This window comes from Pseudochrobactrum sp. sp1633 (assembly GCF_030376605.1).
Taxonomy (GTDB): Bacteria; Pseudomonadota; Alphaproteobacteria; order Rhizobiales; family Rhizobiaceae; genus Pseudochrobactrum.
In genome coordinates this window covers 52,142-72,900 of record NZ_JARRAE010000004.1, presented here as the reverse complement: position 1 = coordinate 72,900, position 20,759 = coordinate 52,142, and the positions used below count along the sequence as shown (strand labels likewise).

Sequence of the window (20,759 nt, the reverse complement as noted above, 5' to 3'; positions counted from 1 at the left end):
GCCCGATTATCCAAGTTCGCTGCGCTCTCGCCGCGATATTTATGCAGTTGAAGCGCCCGCGTGACGAACCCGGTTGCTGCCGTTCCTTCAATCACGGCGGCATGTATTACATTTCCGCCGCCAAATGCCAAATCCATTTCATCCCCTGTAAAAAGGGAATAGGCTTTTATATCTCTTGCCGTAGCCAGTTTTGTCGCATGACGCGCCTGATCCAGCTTGCGGATACCATCGGCAGCCGCTGTCGTCGCATGAAGCACCATTATAACGCGGCCGGTACGCACAGCAGAATCAACTTTTGCCGATCCTGTCACCACGACACCGGACTTTCTGGCCAGTGCTAGACTGCCAAGCGCGGATTTTGTCAATAGTCTGTCGACCAGAGAGCCCAAATCCTCCGGCACTGATACTTGCGTTTTCAGTGCACGGGGCAGCAGTTTGCGTTTAACCGCTTCATCAACAATATGCCGTTCTGCTTTAATCCAGCATCCGCGTCCGGGTAAATTGCGCTTCAGATCCGGTACAACACTACCGTCGGGTGCAGCCACAAACCGGATCAGATCTACAGCCGGGCCGCTCTCACGCGTAACAATACAGGTCCTGTCGTTTTTATCCGGTTTCAACCAGAACTCCACTTCGCTCGAAAACAGCGCCGGTGGAGAGGAACTGTTTTCTACTTTAATATGAGTGCAAGGGCAAGGCGCCCTGCAAAATGTGTGCGCATGACAGCCGGGGACGGATTGTCTCCGGCTATATGCAGGTTGTCGGAAAACAGACCTGTATCAAAAATGCCGATACAGGTTGCCTTTCCAGTCAGATGCCGATGCGCGGACATCAAAATCCGTCCGCGCGAACGGCAGGAGCAAAATGCTGATTAAGCATCTGCCTGCTCTTCATCATCGCCTGTCGAAGCCAGTTCATTGGCTGCTTCTTCCAGCTGATCTTCTGTAATCCAGCCAGCTTTAAGACGGGCTGTAAGAACCATCTGTTCGGCATCTGCGCGCGAAACTTCAAACGGCGTCAGAACACCGGCATGCGTTACGGTTTCACCGTCTTTACGCTCACGCCAGCCCACGAGATCATCCACCGCATAACCGGCGAAATCATCCATAGTCTTCACACCGTCTTCACCAACTGCAACAAGCATTGCACTGGTCAGGCCCGGAACATCGCGCAGTTCATCACTAACGCCCAGTTCAAGACGACGATCATTCAGATCATTTTCAAGACGATCCAGATATTCCTTGGCGCGATCCTGAATTTCAGCGGCTGTATCTGCATCAAAACCGTCAATCGAAGCGATTTCATCGCTCTCGACATAGGCGATTTCTTCAACAGAGCCAAAGCCTTCGGAGGCCAGAACCTGACCAACCATTTCGTCCACATTCAGCGCATCCATAAACAAAGCGGAGCGTTCAGTGAATTCTTTCTGGCGGCGTTCGGATTCTTCGTTTTCAGTCATGATGTCGATGTCCCAGCCGGTCAGCTGAGAGGCAAGACGCACGTTCTGACCACGACGGCCGATGGCCAGCGACAGCTGATCATCCGGAACTACAACTTCAATACGTTCTGCATCTTCATCCAGAACGACCTTGGCCACTTCCGCAGGCTGCAAGGCGTTAACGATGAAGGTTGCTGCATCTGGCGACCACGGAATGATGTCGATTTTTTCACCCTGCAATTCGCCGACAACGGCCTGAACGCGAGAACCGCGCATACCAACACAGGCACCGACAGGATCAATCGAGCTATCACGGGACACAACGGCCATTTTGGCGCGTGAACCCGGATCGCGGGCAACCGATTTAATTTCGATGATGCCGTCGTAGATTTCCGGCACTTCCATCGTGAAGAGTTTAGCCATGAACTGCGGATGGGTACGCGACAGGAAAACCTGTGGACCGCGCTGTTCGCGACGCACGTCATAAACATAAGCGCGGATACGATCACCGTAACGGAAAGCTTCACGCGGGATCAGTTCATCACGGCGTACAACGGCTTCACCGCGACCGAGATCAACAACCACATTGCCATATTCAACGCGCTTGACGGTACCGTTGATGATTTCACCAAGACGATCTTTGAATTCGTCATACTGGCGATCACGCTCGGCTTCGCGCACTTTCTGCACGATAACCTGCTTGGCGGACTGGGCAGCAATACGGCCGAAATCCATTGGCGGCAGCTGGTCGGCAAGGAAATCGCCGATCTGCGCATCAGGATTGCGTTCGCGTGCGGATTCCAGCGCGATCTGCGTGGCATAATCTTCGACGGTTTCAACGACTTCAAGCAGACGCTGAAGTTTGATTTCACCGCTCTTGGAGTTGATGTCGGCACGGATGTTGGTTTCCAGACCATAGCGCGAGCGGGCAGCTTTCTGAATGGCATCAGCCATCGCTGCAATCACGATCTCGCGGTCAATGGATTTTTCCCGCGCAACCGCATCAGCGATCTGAAGAAGCTCTAGCCTGTTTGCACTGACTGCCATTGGTCTCTCCTTGGTGCAGCACCCGTTTTTTGCTTCTGGGTGCGAAAGCTTTTTTACCTTGAATGACTATCCCGTCGCCTTAATGACAGGAGCGCCCTCAAATCTGTTTATTCTTTTTCTGATTCGTCACTCTGTGCCGATGAATCAACCGACAGATCAGAGATTTCATCGCTCAGTTCATCGCCGGGAATGCGGCCTTCACGCAGGGCTTTATCCTTGCGCAGGGCATCACGGATCAGGTCATCGGTCAGAATAAGTCTTGCGTCAACGATGAGCTCAAAAGGAATAACCGTCTGAGCTTCGGCGCCGTAAGTCGCCTGATCGGCTTCCAGTGTGACTGAACCGGCTTCAACTTTAATGATGCGGCCGCGGAATTTTTTGCGGTTATCATGCAGCATTGAAGTTTCAAGCTTGGCAATATGACCCTGCCAGTTGGAAAAGTCAGATTTACGAACCATCGGGCGGTCGATACCCGGTGAAGAAATTTCGAGGTGATATTTGCCGTCAATCGGATCTTCAACATCGAGAACCGGAGATACGGTGCGGCTTACGATTTCGCAATCTTCAACGGTCATGGTGCCGTCCGGACGCTCAGCCATAATCTGTAGGGTGAGGCCGTTAAGGCCGGAAAGGCGGACGCGAACCAGACGGAAACCTGCCGCATTAATCGCAGGTTCGATCAGCGATGCCACTTTTGCATCAATACCCGTTTCACGGATAATGCGTGGTTCATCCTGTGTCGCGTCAAGCGCTGTAATGACCTGTTCCTGTTGTGTTTGTTCGTTCACCCGGTATTCCTTAAAATCCGTTCGTACTAGATCGTTTGCAGTCGGGTAGTTCAGGTATCAGTGTGCTACCAAACAAAAAAGAGCGGGACCGGTGGGACCCACTCTTGTTCTACCGACCAAGAATTTGAAGCAACTATACAGAAAACTGCAGAGATTGACAAGACTGCTCATGCAGCTCTGATTAACGTCGTATAAATGTCAGATAGGCAGCCTTGCGGCCCTCGCGGAAAGCTTTGGCTTCATAGCGTGTGCCCGGCCATGCTTCATAGGGTGTATGCCAGTCGGCAGCACTTTGTGCCTGCCATTCAAACGCGCCGTGCTCATGGCAATGTTCTAATGTCCAGTTGACATAAGTATCAATGTCAGAGGCAAAGCGGAACAGCGCACCAGGCTTCAGAACGCGGGCAAAGCGGGTCAGGTTTTTCTGGCTGACAAAACGGCGCTTCCAATGTTTCTTCTTCGGCCACGGATCAGGGTAGAACAGATCAATACCGTCGAGCGATGCATCCGGCAGCCAGTCGAGCACCAGTGTGGCATCGTCATCATAGAGGCGCAGGTTCGGCAGCGGATTGGCATCCTGTGCGCCAAGCATTTTCGCCATACCGTTGACGAAAGGCTCAACGCCGATAAAACCGGCCTCAGGCTTGCGGGTGGCTTCATGCACCAGATGCTCACCGCCGCCAAAACCGATCTCCATGCGCACTTTCGCAACATCAGCCATAAACAATGTGCGCAGATCCTGCGGCGCAGGGCTCAGCAGATCGAGCTTGAGCTGAGGCAACAGATCTTCGCGCAGAAAACGCTGATGCGGACGCAAAGGCTTGCCGTTACGGCGACCATAAAAAGCTTCAGTCGCACGCGAGCCGCGTATCTGTTGTTCAGAGGACTCTGCGCTCACGGCTTCATCCTTGAGGTCACAGTTGCGTTCAGTATCAGACATCGTGTGCGTTTCTTTATGGTTCAGATAATCGGAATGGGAATAATGAAGCCGCTTTACACATAATCAGCGACGGAAAGTCTACTGATTTTTGGTGCGCACTTAAAAAATCAGGGCACCATGAGAGAAACATGGCGCCCTGAAATCTAGAATATTGAGAATGAAATCAGACTTTAAGAGCGGATTTCAGTGCCTTCACGAGATCGGTCTTTTCCCATGAGAAAGAACCGTCGCGACCGGCTTTACGGCCGAAATGGCCATAGGATGCGGTCTTGGCATAGATCGGTTTATTGAGGTCGAGATGCTTGCGGATACCGGTCGGGGACAGGTCCATCACCTGACGCAATGCTGTTTCCACATCGCTCTCGGCAACTTTGCCGGTGCCGTGCAGATCAACATAGACCGAGAGCGGCTGGGCAACACCGATCGCATAGGACAGCTGAATGGTGCAGCGGTCGGCAAGACCGGCAGCAATCACGTTTTTAGCCAGATAGCGCGCGGCATAGGCAGCGGAACGGTCAACTTTGGTGGTGTCCTTACCGGAGAATGCACCGCCGCCATGCGGGGCTGCACCGCCGTAAGTATCAACAATGATCTTACGTCCGGTCAGACCGGCATCACCATCCGGTCCGCCGATGACGAATTTACCGGTCGGGTTGATGTACCAGTTACAATTTGCAGCAACCGGCAGATCACCGAGCGCTTCACGGATCACCGGTTCAACGACCTGACGCACTTTGGCAGAATCCCATGAAGCATCCAGATGCTGGGTCGACAGCACGATCTGGGTCACTTCTGCAGGTTTGCCGTTTGCATAGCGCACAGTCACCTGACTTTTAGCATCAGGGCCGAGCTTGGCGTAATCGCCTTCACCGGCGTGACGCGCGGCAGACAGAAGCTCAAGAATTTTATGGGCGTAATAGATTGGCGCCGGCATCAGATCCGGTGTTTCACGGCAGGCATAACCGAACATAATGCCCTGATCGCCTGCACCTTCTTCACCCTGACGGTCGGCGGCATTATCCACGCCCTGCGCAATATCCGCTGATTGCGGATGCAGCAGTACGTCGATTTTCACATTGCGCCAGTTAAAGCCTTCCTGCTCATAACCGATCTCGCGAATGGCTTTACGCGCAGCCGAGCGGAAGCGGGAAGGGTTAACCTGAACGTGATTTTTAGCGTCAAGGATAAGTTCGCCGTTCTTGTCTTTTTTCAGCAGTGTGTCCGGCACACGTACTTCACCGGCAATCACCACGCGGTTTGTCGTGGCAAGGGTTTCGCAGGCAATACGCACAGACCACGGATCAACACCGGTTTTGCGTGCTTCCTTGTAGATCATGTCTACAATTTCATCGGAAATACGATCGCAAACCTTATCCGGATGACCTTCGGATACCGATTCACTGGTGAAAAGATAGGAACTGCGTGACACGGGAAACCCCTCTTGAAAATCTGCGGAGTGCCTTGCTCTCCGGAGAAACAGTTGCTTTCAGCATTGTGCGTTTCTGCGCACGAACTGCTGATAAATCATTGCGCGCCGTTTTCAAACCGTTTCCGGACGCTTTCAGAAAAGCGTGTCCGCTACGGTATGAAAGAGGAGCATTTGCTCTATAAAGATATCAGACGTTATTTTCGCGTATAATCAGCACGAAACGATAAGATATACAACTATCTGCATGTGTTTATGTGTGAGATTTAGCGCATAGAGCAGCCAAATTGTCGCATTTAGCACCTGCTATAATGCGACAAAACAATGAGATAGGTCAGTTTCAGGGATTCTGTTTTAATTGAATTCGCGCTGACACCGACTCCAGATGTCACTCATCATCATTGGCAAGTGTTTTTACCAGATCAATGATTTTACGGCGTACTTTCGGATCGGAGATTTTGGTGAAATAGCGTGTCAGCTGAACACCTTCATTTGTATGAAGAAAATCAACAACATAAGTTGTTTCATTGTCTTCTGAAAAGCCGGAATTCTGCTGGCCTGCCTGCTCGGGAGCATCTTCAAAAAAGAAGGCAACCGGCACACTTAAGATTGATGAGATGGCTTGCAGGCGGCTGGCACCGACGCGGTTGGTGCCTTTTTCATATTTTTGAATCTGCTGAAAGGTGATGCCGAGATTTTCGCCGAGTTTTTCCTGACTAAGACCGAGCATGTTACGGCGCAGGCGAATGCGGCTGCCTACGTGAACATCAATTGGATTGGGTTTCTTTTTATTCTCGGTCATTCACAAATGCTCCTCGCTTATGCGAGCTTTCCTTGATGAAAAATGGCTTGCTTAAATCAGCATATTTTTCGGAGAATTATAGGGTAATCTGAAATTTCATCAGTTTCATGTGTATATCATAACATCAAAAATATGATGTCAACCGAAACGCTCGGTACGGATGGCATGTAAACCACATGAAATTACGAGCAAGATGAACAGAATACCGAAGAACTGCATTTCTCCGGCCGGTTTACCCCAGAAGCCTGTCGTCTTAGGCGGCAGACGGCCATCAATATAGCCGATTTCATTCAGTTTCATTTGACCGGTGATTCGACCGTAAGAATCAGTAATTGCTGAAATGCCGTTATTGGCTGCACGCAGCAGCGGCAGCCCCTGTTCGACGGCGCGCACTTGCGCCTGACGGAAATGTTGGTAGGGGCCCGGTGTATTCCCGTACCATGCATCATTGGTGATATTGATGATCGCATCTACGCTCTTGCCCTGATAGCCAAGCTCAGACGGAAAAATCGCTTCGTAACAGATCAGTGGCAGCAGTGTCATATGCGGACTGACAGTGAGTGAATGGCGTGCCGGTGCCGCCGTAAAGCCGCCGGGCATTTCCACCACTTCCTGCATACCTAAGGAACGCAGCAAGCCTTCCAGCGGCAGATATTCACCGAAAGGCACAAGATGAACCTTGTCGGCCGTCGCCTCTACCTGACCGGAAGCGTTGATCGCGAAAATACTGTTGTAATAGAGCGGTTCCTGATCGCCGTTCTGGCTATCGGGCAATCTTTCCTGCGCCCGCACCGCTCCGGCAAGGATTGTCTGGTTTTGTTGCAGTGCCTGCCCTACGGCTTTCAAAGCCGCTTCTGCCTGCGGCAGCACATAAGGCACGGATGTTTCCGGCCAGATAATCACATCAGGCAAAGGCTGGCCGCTTGCAGGCGGGCGGGTGCTGATCTCAAGATGCTTGTCGAAAATCGCACGGCGCAGCTGGTCATCCCATTTCGCATCCTGTGCAATGGAGGCCTGCACCAGCCGGATTACTGGCGCATCTTTTGCTGCCTGATCCTGTAGGGATGGTGCCTGATGCAACCGCCATGTGCCATATCCGGCATGGGCGCTGAGAAGGGCAAGTGCGGCTATGATGCCGGTACGCCAGCCAAAACGCTGCTCATCATTTCCGAACAACAAGGCCGGCATTGCGAAAATCACGACGGCCAGAATATTCATACCGTAAAGACCGGTAATGGTGACTGACTGCATGAACAAAGGAGAGGGCATCAGCGTATAGCCGAGCGCATTCCACGGAAAACCTGTAAGAATAAAGGAGCGGAACCATTCGGTGATGCCGAGCACCATCGCCAGCACCAGAATGCGGATGATGCCCGCTCCCCAGAAAACCCGTGCCAGCGCCACTGCAAAAGCGAAGAAAAGCGCAAGAAAGGCAGGCAGGCCGAGAATGGCGAGCGGCAATGCCCATGCGAAGTTTTCCGCATCAACCAGCAATGCCATGCCGATCCACCACAGACCGGCGAGAAAATAACCAAAGCCAAACAGCCAGCCGGTGCGAAAAGCGGGGAGTAATCGTCTCCATCCGGTCGCGAGTGATGTATCGCTGTCAATGAGGAGCACGAGCAGCGGAAAGCCGATGAAACCGGCAGGCAAAAGATCAAACGGCGGTAATGTCAGCGTGACAACAGCACCGGCAAAAACCGTCAGAAGCGCTTTACGCCAGCCGGTGATGGTTTCAGTCAGGCGTTGATAAAAGCTGCTCACTATGTTCGGTCTTTCAATAGGGAAAAGGCTGCAAATATAAAGTGTAGAGCGAGTCTTGTGCGCCCAAAAGGGCACACGGCGCTCTACTTAGTTTATGAGTCGAAGATTAAGAAAAACTGAGAAGATAATACAGAAACAAAAACACCGCCGGCATGGCGGCGGTGTTTTTTATTGAACAGAGTGTGGTCATTACCCTTGAAAATAATTCGAATTTTTCGGGGTGATCCGTACTTTATGGATGCGCCGTGAATCAGCTTCCAGCACTTCCAGTTCATAGTCAGGCAAGGCATCAACAATAGCGCCGGTTTCCGGAATATGATCCAGAGCCGAGATGATAAGCCCGCTGAGTGTGTCCACATCTTCACTGTCTTCGCCCTGCATAAAACCGGGGCCGATCAGTTTCTCAAGTTCTTCCAGTTCCGCGCGCGCATCAACGATGTAGGAGCCGTCAGGGCTGCGGATCAGCGACAATTCTTCGTCGTCATGCTCGTCTTCAATATCGCCGACAACCATTTCAACAATATCTTCCAGCGAGACGAGGCCGTCTGTGCCGCCATATTCGTCGATCACCAGTGCCATCTGGATATGGCTGGCCTGCATACGCGCCATCAGGCTGCTTGCCAGCATAGAAGATGGCACAAACAGCACCTTGCGCATCAGGTTCAGTTCGCTGATCGGCGTAGTGAGGTCAATTTTAGAAAGATCATAGCGCTTGGCAGCGGCAGCGGTTTCCGTATCGGAAGCTTGCTGTCTGCTCATACGGGTAATGTAGTTGAGAACATCGCGGATATGGATCATCCCGCGCGCATCATCGAGCGTCTCAACATAAACCGGCATACGGGAGTGGCCGGACGATTCAAACAGTTCCAGCAGTTCACCAAGCGGTGTTGAATATTCAATCGCTTCAATATCGGCGCGGCTGATCATCACGTCATCAACGCGAAGCTCCCGCAGGCGCAAAATATTGTTGAGCATTGCCTTTTCTTCTGCAGAAAAAGCGGTGTCTCCGCCGGCATCATCAGACAATGCATCTGTCAAATCCTCACGGATCGAGCTGGTCTGGCGGGAACGGAGAAACGGAAATAATCCGGCAAAGAGCGAGCGTTTTTCGGCTCCCCCCGACCGTACAGGACTTTGCCCCGTACTCTGCGCTTCCGGATCATTCTGAGAAACGGCGTCGCTGTTAACAGCGCCCGTTGAAGAGTTGTGATTAGTCTGATCAGCCATGGTCAATCGTTTTCATTATCGGTTGAATGTACAGTATAAGGATCAGGTATGGCAAGAGCATGAAGAATTTCGCGCTCCAGTCCTTCCATTTCTTCCGCTTCTTCATCATCCTCATGGTCATAGCCCAGAAGATGCAGCAGGCCATGCACAATCATGTGATGCAGGTGCTGGTCAAAACTTTTGTTTTCTTCTTGTGCTTCGCGTTCAACTGTTTCCCGCGCAATAATAATATCGCCGAGCATCGGCCCCGGTGCGTCGCCCGGCGCGATGTCAAAAGCCGGAAAAGACAGCACATTGGTGGCTTTGTCTTTATTGCGCCATTCCGCATTGATGGTGCGGATCGAGGCGTCATCGGTCAGGACAAGACTCAGTTCTGTCGGTTTTTTCGGCAGTTCAAGCCGCGCCCAGACAGCATCAACGCAGGATTGTGCAAGTGTTTCGTAAGTTTCACTGTCACCCCAGAGCGGGCTTTCAGTAAGGATGTCGATTGTTATCATTTCAGTTCCGTGAGAGCCTAATAACTAAGATAACAGCCCGCCTGTGCAAAAAAAGGCGGGCTGTTAAACAGATCAGATATAGTCAGAATATGTATTTAGGTTTCTGAAGGCGTGTTTTCACCCTCAGTAACAATGTGTTTTTGGCGGCTGAGTGTTCGGGCAGCGCCGCGCTTTTCATAAGCACGGACAATTGCAGCAACCATCGGGTGACGCACCACATCTTTGTCACTGAAACGCACAGTAACAATATTCTCAACATCACCCAAAATTTCCAGCGCTTCCACAAGGCCGGATTTCTGACCGATCGGCAGATCGATCTGGCTCGGATCGCCGGTGACAATCATACGAGACCCTTCGCCCAAGCGGGTCAGGAACATTTTCATCTGCATGGTTGTCGTATTTTGCGCCTCATCGAGGATGACAGCAGCATGTGCCAGTGTGCGCCCGCGCATGAAAGCGAGAGGTGCAATTTCAATCACGCCGGCAGCCAGTGCACGCTCGACTTTATCCGCAGGGATCATGTCATAAAGTGCATCGTAGAGAGGGCGCAGATAAGGGTCGACCTTCTCTTTCATGTCACCGGGCAAAAAGCCGAGCCGCTCACCGGCTTCAACCGCCGGGCGGGAAAGCACAATACGCTCCACCAGACCGCGTTCCAGCAGCATAGCGGCATGAGCAACGGCGAGATAGGTTTTACCCGTACCGGCAGGGCCGGTGCCGAACACCAGTTCCGAGCGCTCCATCGCACGCATATAGGCATCCTGCGTCGGCGTGCGGGCAAAGATGGTCTTTTTGCGTGTGGAGATCTGCGCTGCGGAGAGACGCGCTTTGGATTCCAATGTCGGCAGGCTCAGCTGATCGTCACTCACCGGTGTGGCAGTGGCGGCCATGCGCAATGCACCATCGACATCGGACTTGCTCAGATCATGCCCCTTTTGCAAAAGCGAATAGAGGTGATCCAGTGCCATGCGTGCCTGTGCCGTGGCAGCAGCTTCACCGCGCAGGATCAGCTGATTGCCTTTTGAGCGCACATCAACGCCGAGCTTTTGCTCAATATAACTAAGATTTTCGTCGAATTGTCCGAACAGCGCACTGGCCAGCCGGTTGCTGTCAAAGTCGAGGACAATATGAGCCATATCGGACGCGCCATCCTGCAGTGCAGGGATTGTGGTGGCGGGGTTTTTCAGTTCTTTAGTAACCTGTTTGCCCGTGGTGACGTTCAACCGGCTCTCCTTGATTGCGGTTTGGCTTTACATTTAAACTGTCAGAGCGACCTTTGTACGCCCATAAGACGCAGGACGTTCTAAGAGGCGCTGATCCGCCGTGACGGATCATATTTGACACGATTATGGTACAGATTAATGACACTGTCACGCGGGAAAGCAGAGCCGTTCAGGGCTTGAGCATTATTTAGAGCGGTTTCAGTTGAAACTGAATTTTGAATCGGCTCGAAACCTTTGTTTTTACGCATATCCTATACATTGAAGCGGGATCATCAATCAGTCCACTGGACTGATTGCTCTTCGTAGGTACTGCGCACTGTTGCCGGAAGCGCTTTAAGCTATTTTTTCGGCGACAAGGCTGTTGGTGCCGGTTGAGATCACGCGTACACGGATCATATCGCCGACTTCACCCGTTTCATTGTCAAGAATGACCGGAATAAGCCACGGTGAACGGCCGATCATCTGGCCTTCAAAGCGCCCCGGTTTTTCCAGAAGAACATCCATTTCCGTACCGACAAGACTATTCTGAAATGCATATTGCTGTTCGCTGAGCAGCGTCTGTAGACGCTGCAAGCGTTCATCCTTGACGGCCTCGTCCACATGGTCAGGCAGATCAGCGCCCGGTGTACCGGGACGTGGTGAATATTTGAACGAATAGGCCTGTGCATAGCCCACGTCACGCACCAGCTGCATTGTGTCTTCAAAATCCTGATCGGTTTCACCGGGGAAGCCGACAATAAAATCACCGGACAAGGCAAGGTCAGGGCGCACAGCACGAATGCGCTGAATGAGTTGGATATAATCCTCGCCTTTATGCTTGCGGTTCATAGCTTTCAGAATGCGGTCTGAACCAGACTGCACCGGCAGATGCAGATAAGGCATCAGAATATCGAGATCACCATGCGCTTTGATCAGCGTTTCATCCATATCGCGCGGATGGCTGGTGGTGTAGCGCAAACGGGCAATGCCCGGAATTTCTGCCAAGCGGTAGAGCAGCTCACCCAAGCCCCATTCACGGCCGTCATCACCTGCACCATGCCAGCCATTCACATTCTGGCCGAGCAGCGTCAGATCACGCACACCGGCCTGTGCCAGCTTCGTGGCTTCATTAACGATCTGGGCAACAGAACGGGAAACTTCAGAACCGCGTGTATAAGGCACCACGCAGAAAGTGCAGAATTTATCGCAGCCTTCCTGCACGGTCAGAAATGCGGAGACACCACGTTTACGAACCTGCTCGCGGCTGGCAACTGGGAGATGTTCAAACTTGTCTTCCACCGCATATTCGGTGTCAACAACCTGAAGACCTTCACGCACCTGTGCCAATGCCTGCGGCAGACGGTGATAGGTCTGCGGGCCGACCACGAGATCAACGGTCGGGGAACGACGCAGAATTTCATCGCCTTCGGCCTGTGCCACGCAACCGGCAACGCCGATAATCAGGTCTTTGCCGTCAGCCTGGCGTTTATTCTTCAAATTGCGCAGACGACCCAGCGCGGAATACAGTTTTTCGGAGGCTTTTTCACGGATGTGGCAGGTATTAATCAGCACCATATCCGCATCATCGGCAGAGTCGGTGGTGACGTAGCCTTCGCTGGCCAGGCTGTCGGCCATGCGCTGACTGTCATAGACATTCATCTGGCAGCCATAGGTTTTAACAAAAACCTTGCGGCTGTTGGACAGGTCATTACCGGACGTTGAGACGCCAAGCACGGCGTCTGAGGTCTCGTGATGCGGTTGGGGTGCTGTTTGATCCTTCATGGAGCGGCTTTTAACGCTTTTCCCTTACGTTGAGAAGGGGACAGATGCGCGCAAACCAGTATGAAGACTCAGATGGATTTTACGATCAGGCCTTTGCTTCGCTTAGTCAAAAACTTCGCCGGGATAGGCGCCCCAGATCAGTGTCTGCCGGATCCAGCCGCGTTCGCCCTGAACATCGAGCTGGCACCACTGGCCGTTGCATTCACGGATCGTGCTGATGACACCCGGTTCTGCACGGGCAATCACGCGAGATGTGTCACTGGCACTGGCATAAAGATCAATCAGATTCTCGCTTTTGCCGCGTTCCCACGGTGCAACAATCGCTGTGCGCTTGCCGGCGAGAAGCGACTGATAAACCCAGCCTTCTGTGCCGTCTGCATCGCGGATACGCCGCCAGTTATCATATTCCTGAATAATTTCGACCGGCAGGCCGGACTTTGTATAAAGCCATGAAACACCATAATCGCGCCCCGGACCAACACGGATATTCACGCGGGCAGGTTTCAGGCTGACAAAACGAGGAATTGGCAGGCCGCTTGGCCCCAGATTGGCGGAAGAAGCTGTTTCTTTGGATGATGGCTCTTCACCGGACGGGCCCTCTTCAAGCGCGGGGGCTTCCTGTTGTGTGTCGGCATTTTGTGCATTTGCGCGATGTCCTCCGGTTAAAGAAGGCAGCAGAAATAAACCGGAAAGGAGGCTTGCGGCCATCAGCAGATAAAATTTTGATTTTTCTGTTTTACGCATATGCAGTTTCATTCACAGTCCCGACCGGCTTATATTGTGGTATATTACCATCACCGGATTGTGTATTAAAATGGCTTACCCAGACCGGCGGTTTTTCTTTGTCTTTGTTCGTCTGCCTTGCTAGACAGGTGATGAACCATGACAATGCCGCACTCTGCACCTTCTTGGTTAAGGAGGTCTCAACGCGACACATCAAAGGGGTAGAAATGTCGGGCAAAAAGAAACCATTGGTCGTCATTACCCGGAAATTGCCGGATCCGGTTGAAACGCGCATGCGCGAATTGTTTGATGCGCGCCTGAATATTGATGATCATAAAATGTCGCGTGAAGAGCTGGCCGCAGCCATGCGCGAGGCCGATGTGCTGGTGCCGACGATTCGCGATGTGATTGACGCAGAATTGATTGAGCAGGCCGGTGCCAATCTGAAACTGATCGCCAATTTCGGCAATGGCGTGGACAATGTTGATGTTGCTGCTGCTGCCAAACGCGGCATTGCGGTAACCAATACCCCTAATGTGCTGACAGAAGACACCGCCGATATGGCAATGGGGCTGATCCTTTCAGTGCCGCGCCGCCTCGTGCAGGGAGCGAATATATTTTCTACTTCCGGTGAATGGCCGGGCTGGTCTCCGACATGGATGCTGGGTCGCCGCATCTGGGGCAAGCGCCTCGGTATTGTTGGCATGGGCCGCATTGGCACCGCTGTTGCGCGCCGTGCCAAAGCTTTTGGTCTGGCTATTCACTATCACAACCGCAAGCGGGTTCATGCGGCGGTTGAGGAAGAGTTGGAAGCAACCTATTGGGACAGCCTCGACCAGATGCTGGCGCGGATGGATATTATTTCCGTCAACTGCCCTTCGACACCGGCAACATTTCACCTTTTGTCAGCGCGGCGCATCGAGCTGATGCAGCCGAATGCCTATCTCGTGAACACATCACGCGGCGAGATTGTCGATGAAAATGCCCTGATCCATCAGATCGAGCAGGGCAAACTTGCAGGCGCTGGTCTTGATGTGTTTGAGCAGCATCCAGCGGTTGACCCACGTTTGCTGAAACTGGCTGCTGAAGGCAAAGTGGTGATGCTGCCACATATGGGCTCTGCCACGATGGAGGGACGTATTGATATGGGCGATAAAGTCATCGTCAATATCCGCGCTTTCTGGGACGGGCACCGCGCACCGGACCGCGTGTTGCCGCCAAAGGTTTAAGCGCATCGAATTTATTAAAAAAGCCGCTGAATTTTCAGCGGCTTTTTTATTTTTACGGGCGCCTAAAATGGCTGGGTAAGTCATATAAATAAGCGATCCGCTCAATTGCTTCGCGCAATGGCTCATAGGCCACAGTCATGGTGTGGCCATTGGCATGGATCATCATATCGGGGCTGGCCATAATCGCCACATGACCCGGCCAGAACACCAGATCGCCACGCTGCAGATTGGCATAATTCTCACCGGCATCAATCACATCACCCAGATGATCACCCTGCATGTCGGAATCGCGCAAAACATCGCGCCCTGCGTCCAGCATGGCAAGTTGCACCAGACCGGAGCAGTCAATACCAAAACCGGATGTACCGCCCCAGAGATAAGGCGTGTTGATCAGGCTTTCAGCTGTGGTGACATAATCGGCAACAGTCTCATCAATAGCCCGCAAATGCTTGGCGAAAATCGCTGAGCCATCCGGTAGCATGCCGTAACGGCTGCCGCGATTTTCAACAAATTCAGTGATCTCTACCACAGAGCCGAGGGACAGAGCGGCGGTGTGGCGGAAACGCAGATCAGCACCGGAATAGATGAAAGTGCGCGGTACGCAGATGCGATGGGTTGGTTTATTGCTGGTCTCGCCCAGTTCGCTGTCGGGCATATAGCCGACATAGCCGTCACGCACAGATTGCACCCAGCTCCAGCCATTGGCCTGTTCAAAGACGGTGACTTCATCGCCATAGAGAATTTGGCTCTGCGGGCCGCTGGCCTGCTCAGGCTTGCTGCGCAGATCACTTACGGGAACGATCACACGTTTGCGTTTGCCATCTGTGAAAGCAGCGGCATCGACTTTTCCGCGTAAAGCACTATCTGCCAGATCGGGGCGATAGGCGTGGAGACGGCGGTCAGGCTGGGTCATAAAGGTAGTTCCCTGGATTTTGCAATAACGCGGTCGCCCAGTCTTTCAACATAAAGCGCGCCGCTGACAGTTCGTTTAATCAGGACATTGCGCAGATCCTGCGGATCGCGATGGCGGCTGACCAGCCCCATCGTGCCCATCGTATCCAGCGCACGGGTAATAACAGGTTTTGTAACACCAAGACGTGCGGCCAGCGCGCGTACTGTATGGGGCGGTGTTTCAAGATAGATTGTCAGCAGTATGGCCATTTGCCGCCATGTCAGATCATGGGTTTCGTCGCGTACCTGTGACAGGGAAACGGTTTGTAACAGCGTCAGCGCCTGTAATGGTTTTAACTCGACAGCCATGAATACCGCTTACCTAATAGAGAGGCCTGCCTGTCACTCACAGGCAGGCTGTTTGGCTTATAGAACCGCTTTTAGGCGAAGCCTGCAAGAGGCTTAAGAGTAGCGCTGTTTGATAACCTGATAGAGGGTACGAATGCCTTGTGCAGCACCACCGACAGTGGCTGCGGATTTCTCAACCGGTGTCCAGCCGTAAATGTCGAAGTGACCCCAGACCTTGGCATTTTTGACAAAACGCGAAAGGAACAGGGCAGCTGTGACAGAACCGGCAAATCCGTCAGTGGTTACATTGTTGATATCCGCAACTTTGGATGCGAGTTTGGCCTCATAAGGTGCCCAGAGCGGCATATGCCAGAGCGGATCGGACTGTGCGGTGGCCTGTTCTGCCACTTGTGCCGCAAAAGCCTCATCATGGCTGTAGAATGGCGGCAAGTCAGGCCCCAGTGCCACACGGGCTGCACCGGTCAGTGTGGCCATATCAATGATGAGATCCGGATTTTCTTCGTCGGCTAAGGTCAGCGCATCGGCCAGAACCAAACGGCCTTCCGCATCAGTATTGCCGATTTCAACGGTCTGTCCCTGACGGGAGGTCAGGATGTCGCTTGGGCGAAACGCATTGCCGGCAATGGAGTTTTCAACGGCAGGGATCAGCACGCGCAGACGCACAGGCAGTTTGGCGTCCATAATCATACGTGCCAGACCCAGCACATTGGCCGCGCCGCCCATATCTTTTTTCATCAGCAACATGCCGCTGGCAGGCTTGATGTCGAGACCACCGGTATCAAAGCATACGCCTTTGCCGACCAAGGTCACTTTCGGATCACTGTCTTTACCCCAGCTGAAATCAATCAGGCGCGGGGCTTTGTCGCTGGCGCGGCCGACTGCATGGATCATCGGGAAATTTTGCTTCAGTAACTCGTCGCCGATAACAGCGTTGAATTTGGCACCATAGGTATCGGCAAGCGTGCGTGCTGCCTGTTCCAGTGCATCCGGTCCCATGTCGCTGGTTGGTGTATTAATCAGATCGCGGGTCATGGCACTGGCATCGGCCAAGCGGCGGGTCTCGGTGATATCTATCAGGCCGGAAATGAACAGGCGCACACTTCCTTGTTCGTCAATTGCGGCCTCTTTTTTATAGCGGTTGAACTGGTAGCCGCCGAGCAGGAAGCTGACTGCGAATAATTCGGCATGATCTGCTTTGCCTTCAGTATGCCAATTACCGGCAGGCAGCAGGCGGGCAAGTTTACCACCAATCAGACGGCCTTCGCCGCTTTTGTCTTTGTCCGCCGGTTCAATGCCGAATAAAGCGCCGCTGATCTGACCCTGCTCATCGGCCAGTGTCAGTAACTGTCCGGCTTTACCTTTATAGGTATTGGCTTTTGCCCAGTTGAGAACAGTTTGCGGGAACTGACCATTCGCCAGCATCTCCGGTGTGACCAGCCATATCGGCCGGCTGTCGGCAGCCTGTTGATCCAGAAGGGCGGCGCGGTTCGCAGATAAAGGGAGGGAGGTCATTGTACATTCCGTTTTTATTTTCGGGAGAGCGGCCTGAGTCGCTGATACAGATTTAATAATTAACCGTCTGTTAGGGTTAATGGAATATTGATTTTATCATATTCCGGTGAAGCGCGGGTTAATGCAGACAGCTGATTTTGAACGCGCTCATCGCCGTATTTTTTGGAGAAAGTTTGATGCAGAAAAATGCGCTGGCTTCTGAGCACTCGGATAAATCACGCCGTAGCCTGCGTTACGGCAAAAGCCGCTTTCTGACACTCACAACTGCCCTGTTCATGACAGGATTGGCGCTTGCCGGCTGCAACAGCGTTGACCGCACAACCACCGGTTCGGTGGCTAAGAGTGGCGGCACAAAAGCTGAGCGATCCATTGAGCAGATGAATGCACAGCAACTTGCGCAAGTCGCGCAGACCTATGGCGCTTATTATAATAAAAATCCTGCCAGCAAAGTGGCCGCACTGAATTACGCAACTGTGCTGAGCATGGCAGGACGTAATGATCAGTCACTGGCCGTGATGCGGGCAATCGCTATTCAACTGCCAAAGGACAAGCAAGTGCTGGCGGCCTATGGCAAAGCTCTGGCCGGAGCCGGAGAGTTGGATGCTGCGCTGGATGCAGTACGCCGTGCACAAACGCCGGAATATCCGGATTGGCGTTTGTTGTCGGCAGAAGGTGCAATTCTGGATCAGCAGGGTAATTCAGCGGATGCTCGTGCGATCTACCAGAAAGCATTACAGATCAAGCCGGGTGAAGCTTCTGTCTTGTCCAACCTCGGTATGTCTTACGTGTTGAGCGGTGATCTGCCAACTGCCGAGAAATATTTGCGCCAAGCCTCCACAGCCAATGGCAGTGACAGCCGTGTCCGTCAAAATCTGGCGCTGGTTGTTGGTCTTCAGGGGCGTTTTCAGGAAGCTGAAACTATTGCTTCGCGTGAATTATCACCGGAACAAGCCAAAGCGAATACCGATTATCTGCGCACCATGCTGGCAAAGCAGGGCATGAAAAAACAGGCGTGAACCCTGAATATTAGATTGCCCGCCTGAAGCCTCGTTCAAGCGGGCAATTTTGTTTTGGCTGTTTAATTCCCGGCAATACCGCCCTGGCCAAAAATCTGGATCATGGCAGGACCGAGAATAACCATAAACAAAACGGGCAGGAAAAATATGATCATCGGAACAGTGAGTTTTGGCGGCAGGCCTGCGGCCTTTTTTTCAGCAGCGAGCAATCGCATATCGCGGCTTTCCTGAGAGAGTGTGCGCATGGCTGTTGCGACCGGTGTACCATACCGCTCAGCCTGTATCAGTGCCTGTGTCATAGATTTAACCGATTCCAGACCTGTACGGTTGGCAAGATTTTCATAGGCCTGACGGCGCTCTGGCAAGAAGGCCAGTTCTGCATTCGTCAGCATCAGTTCTTCAGCCAGATCTGCCGACTGAACTCCGATTTCATCGGCAATGCGCCGGAAGGCAGCTTCAGTTGACATGCCGGATTCCACACAAATCAACATCAGATCGAGTGCATCCGGCCAGGCAAGCGTGATGGAGTCACGGCGTTTGGCTGCAACATTGCTGACATAGAGATTGGGCGCGTAAAAGCCTGCATAGGCGGCAATCACGCAGACAAGAAGGCGGACAAATGTAGATTGTCCGGCCAGCATTCCTAAGCCGAAGATCAGGAAAATTGCTCCGCCAAGAAATGCGAAAGGTAGTACAAAGCGCATAAAGAGGAAAATATTGAGCGGATTTTGCCCGCGAAAACCAGCTTGACGCAGAGATGCAAGTGTTTTGTCATCGGCCAGTGCACGGCGCAAATCAAGTTTTTCAACAAAATCGCGAATACCGGCTTTTTGCTGGTGTCGCAGGGTAATGCCGCGTTCTTTATCATTGGCAACGCGCGCTCTTTCACGCGCACGGATGGCCTCGCGTTCAAGAGCTACGGACTTCATACGGCTTTTTAACGGATCCCGCTGGAAGTACGGTAGCAAAAGCGTCAGCACAGTCGCAAACATCGCAAACATAACAAATATGCTGATGAGTGTTTGCCGTTGAAAGAGAGTGGTTTCGAAAAATTCCCGCATCACCAACTCCGCCTACATTTTGAAATTAATCATGGTTTTCATCACGAAAATTCCGAGTGAATACATGACTACAGAGATAACGAGCAGAACATTACCAGGGAATGTTGTGAATAAAAGGTTGATATAGCCTGGGTTCATGACTGAAATGACTGTGGCGACAAAAAACGGTAATGAGCCGATAATGGCAGCCGAGGCTTTAGCCTCCTGAGACATTGCCTGTACTTTCACAGCCATTTTTTTGCGGTCTCTCAAGACCCGGGATAAATTGCCCAATGCTTCTGACAAGTTACCGCCAGCTTGTGATTGAATCTGAATAACAATCGCAAAGAAGTTGGTTTCTGCGCAGGGCATGTTCTCCGGCATTTTGGCAACGGCTTCCGGAATCGTCAGTCCCATTTGCTGGGCTTCGACAATCCGCCTAAATTCTTCTTTAACAGGTGAGGGGGCATCATTTGCCAGCAGGCGCAGACTGTCATTTAAAGGCAGACCGGAACGCAAAGAACGGGTGATCACATCTAACGCATTGGGAAAATCATTGAGAAATGCCTTCATTCGCTTTTTGCGCAAACGCAAAATGATCCAGCGTGGGACTCCAAAAAAACCGATCAACGCAATGACTGGTGACATTGGTAAGGGAACGCCGCCAAGCAGTCCCAGCAGAAAACAGATAAAGGCGCTGGAAGTACTGATGAGATAAAACTGGCGAATACTCCAGCTCAGACCTGCCTGCACCAGCAAGATACGCAATGGCGGATTTTTTTGGTTCTTGTTCTGCGTTTTATTACGACGATCCAGCTCATCCAGATTGTCCTGCAATGTCCGGCGACGCTTCTGCGCATCGCTCTGTTTCTCACGTTCTGAGCGCATCACAGCACGACTGGTTGTGGTTTTCTTTATCGCCTCAAGCCGTTTTTGACCGGTTTTCTCGGAATTGATCCGGTCGAAAAAAATCGCATAGAGCAGGGCGCCGGCCGCAATAGCAGCCAGAACAACAAACATGAGTGTTGCGCCGTTCATTCGTGTGCCCTTTCTTTTGTCGCGTCAG

At 52.3% G+C, this 20,759-nt stretch carries 18 protein-coding genes and 1 pseudogene; 2 read left to right on the top strand and 17 right to left on the bottom strand.

All coding sequences use genetic code 11. The features are described from left to right. Positions 1-8 precede the first annotated feature (8 nt). From P8H26_RS05750 to P8H26_RS05695, 12 genes and pseudogenes are all read right to left on the bottom strand, one after another. Positions 9-620: pseudogene (locus tag P8H26_RS05750) on the bottom strand (RNA-binding protein); the annotation flags it as partial. A gap of 251 nt (positions 621-871) precedes the next feature. Then, a complete protein-coding gene (gene nusA, locus P8H26_RS05745; protein WP_289631929.1) occupies positions 872-2,485 on the bottom strand; it encodes a transcription termination factor NusA in 1,614 nt (537 codons plus the stop codon). A gap of 107 nt (positions 2,486-2,592) precedes the next feature. Further along, positions 2,593-3,273: a ribosome maturation factor RimP gene (rimP, locus tag P8H26_RS05740; RefSeq protein ID WP_289631928.1), complete on the bottom strand. Its 681-nt coding sequence runs from the start codon at positions 3,271-3,273 to the stop codon at positions 2,593-2,595. 181 nt (positions 3,274-3,454) lie between these two features. Beyond that, positions 3,455-4,213, bottom strand: a complete 759-nt coding sequence (locus P8H26_RS05735) for a tRNA (guanosine(46)-N(7))-methyltransferase TrmB (protein ID WP_289631926.1) — start codon at positions 4,211-4,213, stop codon at positions 3,455-3,457. Positions 4,214-4,376: 163 nt separating this feature from the next. Then, on the bottom strand, positions 4,377-5,642 hold the full coding sequence (gene metK / locus P8H26_RS05730; protein ID WP_289631924.1) for a methionine adenosyltransferase: 1,266 nt from the start codon (positions 5,640-5,642) through the stop codon (positions 4,377-4,379). A 385-nt stretch (positions 5,643-6,027) separates the two neighbouring features. Beyond that, entirely contained in the window at positions 6,028-6,441 is a 414-nt protein-coding gene (locus P8H26_RS05725; protein WP_289631922.1) for a helix-turn-helix domain-containing protein, read from the bottom strand. A 138-nt stretch (positions 6,442-6,579) separates the two neighbouring features. Continuing rightward, complete coding sequence (gene lnt / locus P8H26_RS05720) at positions 6,580-8,205, bottom strand: apolipoprotein N-acyltransferase (RefSeq protein WP_289631920.1); 1,626 nt, start codon at positions 8,203-8,205, stop codon at positions 6,580-6,582. A 189-nt stretch (positions 8,206-8,394) separates the two neighbouring features. Further along, positions 8,395-9,432, bottom strand: coding sequence for a hemolysin family protein (locus P8H26_RS05715; RefSeq protein WP_289631919.1), 1,038 nt, complete (start codon positions 9,430-9,432; stop codon positions 8,395-8,397). Between the two features lie 2 nt (positions 9,433-9,434). After that, a complete protein-coding gene (ybeY, locus tag P8H26_RS05710; RefSeq protein ID WP_289631918.1) occupies positions 9,435-9,929 on the bottom strand; it encodes an rRNA maturation RNase YbeY in 495 nt (164 codons plus the stop codon). A gap of 95 nt (positions 9,930-10,024) precedes the next feature. Then, positions 10,025-11,065 carry a PhoH family protein gene (locus P8H26_RS05705; protein ID WP_289632189.1) on the bottom strand — a complete coding sequence of 347 codons (1,041 nt, stop codon included), beginning with the start codon at positions 11,063-11,065 and terminating at the stop codon, positions 10,025-10,027. Positions 11,066-11,485: 420 nt separating this feature from the next. Continuing rightward, a complete protein-coding gene (gene miaB, locus P8H26_RS05700) occupies positions 11,486-12,913 on the bottom strand; it encodes a tRNA (N6-isopentenyl adenosine(37)-C2)-methylthiotransferase MiaB (RefSeq protein ID WP_289631917.1) in 1,428 nt (475 codons plus the stop codon). 102 nt (positions 12,914-13,015) lie between these two features. Continuing rightward, positions 13,016-13,669, bottom strand: coding sequence for an SH3 domain-containing protein (locus tag P8H26_RS05695; protein WP_308446652.1), 654 nt, complete (start codon positions 13,667-13,669; stop codon positions 13,016-13,018). A gap of 194 nt (positions 13,670-13,863) precedes the next feature. Here P8H26_RS05695 and P8H26_RS05690 point away from each other — a divergent pair, with 194 nt between their 5' ends. Then, complete coding sequence (locus tag P8H26_RS05690) at positions 13,864-14,865, top strand: D-glycerate dehydrogenase (protein WP_289631916.1); 1,002 nt, start codon at positions 13,864-13,866, stop codon at positions 14,863-14,865. Positions 14,866-14,917: 52 nt separating this feature from the next. Here the strand turns inward: P8H26_RS05690 and P8H26_RS05685 are convergent, their stop codons facing one another. The 3 genes from P8H26_RS05685 to P8H26_RS05675 all read right to left on the bottom strand — a co-directional run bounded on the left by P8H26_RS05685 (position 14,918) and on the right by P8H26_RS05675 (position 17,637). Continuing rightward, on the bottom strand, positions 14,918-15,778 hold the full coding sequence (locus tag P8H26_RS05685) for an NlpC/P60 family protein (RefSeq protein ID WP_289631915.1): 861 nt from the start codon (positions 15,776-15,778) through the stop codon (positions 14,918-14,920). Beyond that, the gene (locus tag P8H26_RS05680) at positions 15,775-16,125 is read right to left on the bottom strand and encodes a MarR family transcriptional regulator (protein ID WP_075653991.1); all 351 of its coding nucleotides are present in this window, start codon (positions 16,123-16,125) and stop codon (positions 15,775-15,777) included. The genes P8H26_RS05685 and P8H26_RS05680 overlap by 4 nt, the downstream gene beginning before the upstream one ends. Positions 16,126-16,218: 93 nt before the next feature. Then, positions 16,219-17,637, bottom strand: coding sequence for a M17 family metallopeptidase (locus P8H26_RS05675; protein WP_289631914.1), 1,419 nt, complete (start codon positions 17,635-17,637; stop codon positions 16,219-16,221). A gap of 275 nt (positions 17,638-17,912) precedes the next feature. On the opposite strand from P8H26_RS05675, the gene P8H26_RS05670 reads away from it, so the two are divergent. Continuing rightward, positions 17,913-18,653 (top strand): tetratricopeptide repeat protein, encoded by a 741-nt coding sequence (locus tag P8H26_RS05670; protein WP_289632187.1) that lies wholly within the window; start codon positions 17,913-17,915, stop codon positions 18,651-18,653. Between the two features lie 62 nt (positions 18,654-18,715). On the opposite strand, the gene P8H26_RS05665 is transcribed toward P8H26_RS05670, so the two are convergent. Beyond that, positions 18,716-19,654 carry a type II secretion system F family protein gene (locus P8H26_RS05665; RefSeq protein ID WP_289631913.1) on the bottom strand — a complete coding sequence of 313 codons (939 nt, stop codon included), beginning with the start codon at positions 19,652-19,654 and terminating at the stop codon, positions 18,716-18,718. A gap of 72 nt (positions 19,655-19,726) precedes the next feature. Then, positions 19,727-20,731, bottom strand: a complete 1,005-nt coding sequence (locus tag P8H26_RS05660; protein ID WP_289631912.1) for a type II secretion system F family protein — start codon at positions 20,729-20,731, stop codon at positions 19,727-19,729. Positions 20,732-20,759: the final 28 nt, after the last annotated feature.

Excerpts from the sequence above, each read along its gene's own strand:
- nusA (WP_289631929.1), bottom strand. The coding sequence starts at position 2,485 with ATGGCAGTCAGTGCAAACAGGCTAGAGCTTCTTCAGATCGCTGATGCG.
- P8H26_RS05735 (WP_289631926.1), bottom strand. The coding sequence starts at position 4,213 with ATGTCTGATACTGAACGCAACTGTGACCTCAAGGATGAAGCCGTGAGC.
- P8H26_RS05725 (WP_289631922.1), bottom strand. The coding sequence starts at position 6,441 with ATGACCGAGAATAAAAAGAAACCCAATCCAATTGATGTTCACGTAGGC.
- P8H26_RS05715 (WP_289631919.1), bottom strand. The coding sequence starts at position 9,432 with ATGGCTGATCAGACTAATCACAACTCTTCAACGGGCGCTGTTAACAGC.
- ybeY (WP_289631918.1), bottom strand. The coding sequence starts at position 9,929 with ATGATAACAATCGACATCCTTACTGAAAGCCCGCTCTGGGGTGACAGT.
- P8H26_RS05705 (WP_289632189.1), bottom strand. The coding sequence starts at position 11,065 with ATGGCTCATATTGTCCTCGACTTTGACAGCAACCGGCTGGCCAGTGCG.
- miaB (WP_289631917.1), bottom strand. The coding sequence starts at position 12,913 with ATGAAGGATCAAACAGCACCCCAACCGCATCACGAGACCTCAGACGCC.
- P8H26_RS05695 (WP_308446652.1), bottom strand. The coding sequence starts at position 13,669 with ATGAAACTGCATATGCGTAAAACAGAAAAATCAAAATTTTATCTGCTG.
- P8H26_RS05690 (WP_289631916.1), top strand. The coding sequence starts at position 13,864 with ATGTCGGGCAAAAAGAAACCATTGGTCGTCATTACCCGGAAATTGCCG.
- P8H26_RS05685 (WP_289631915.1), bottom strand. The coding sequence starts at position 15,778 with ATGACCCAGCCTGACCGCCGTCTCCACGCCTATCGCCCCGATCTGGCA.
- P8H26_RS05680 (WP_075653991.1), bottom strand. The coding sequence starts at position 16,125 with ATGGCTGTCGAGTTAAAACCATTACAGGCGCTGACGCTGTTACAAACC.
- P8H26_RS05675 (WP_289631914.1), bottom strand. The coding sequence starts at position 17,637 with ATGACCTCCCTCCCTTTATCTGCGAACCGCGCCGCCCTTCTGGATCAA.
- P8H26_RS05670 (WP_289632187.1), top strand. The coding sequence starts at position 17,913 with ATGACAGGATTGGCGCTTGCCGGCTGCAACAGCGTTGACCGCACAACC.
- P8H26_RS05665 (WP_289631913.1), bottom strand. The coding sequence starts at position 19,654 with ATGTTTGCGATGTTTGCGACTGTGCTGACGCTTTTGCTACCGTACTTC.
- P8H26_RS05660 (WP_289631912.1), bottom strand. The coding sequence starts at position 20,731 with ATGAACGGCGCAACACTCATGTTTGTTGTTCTGGCTGCTATTGCGGCC.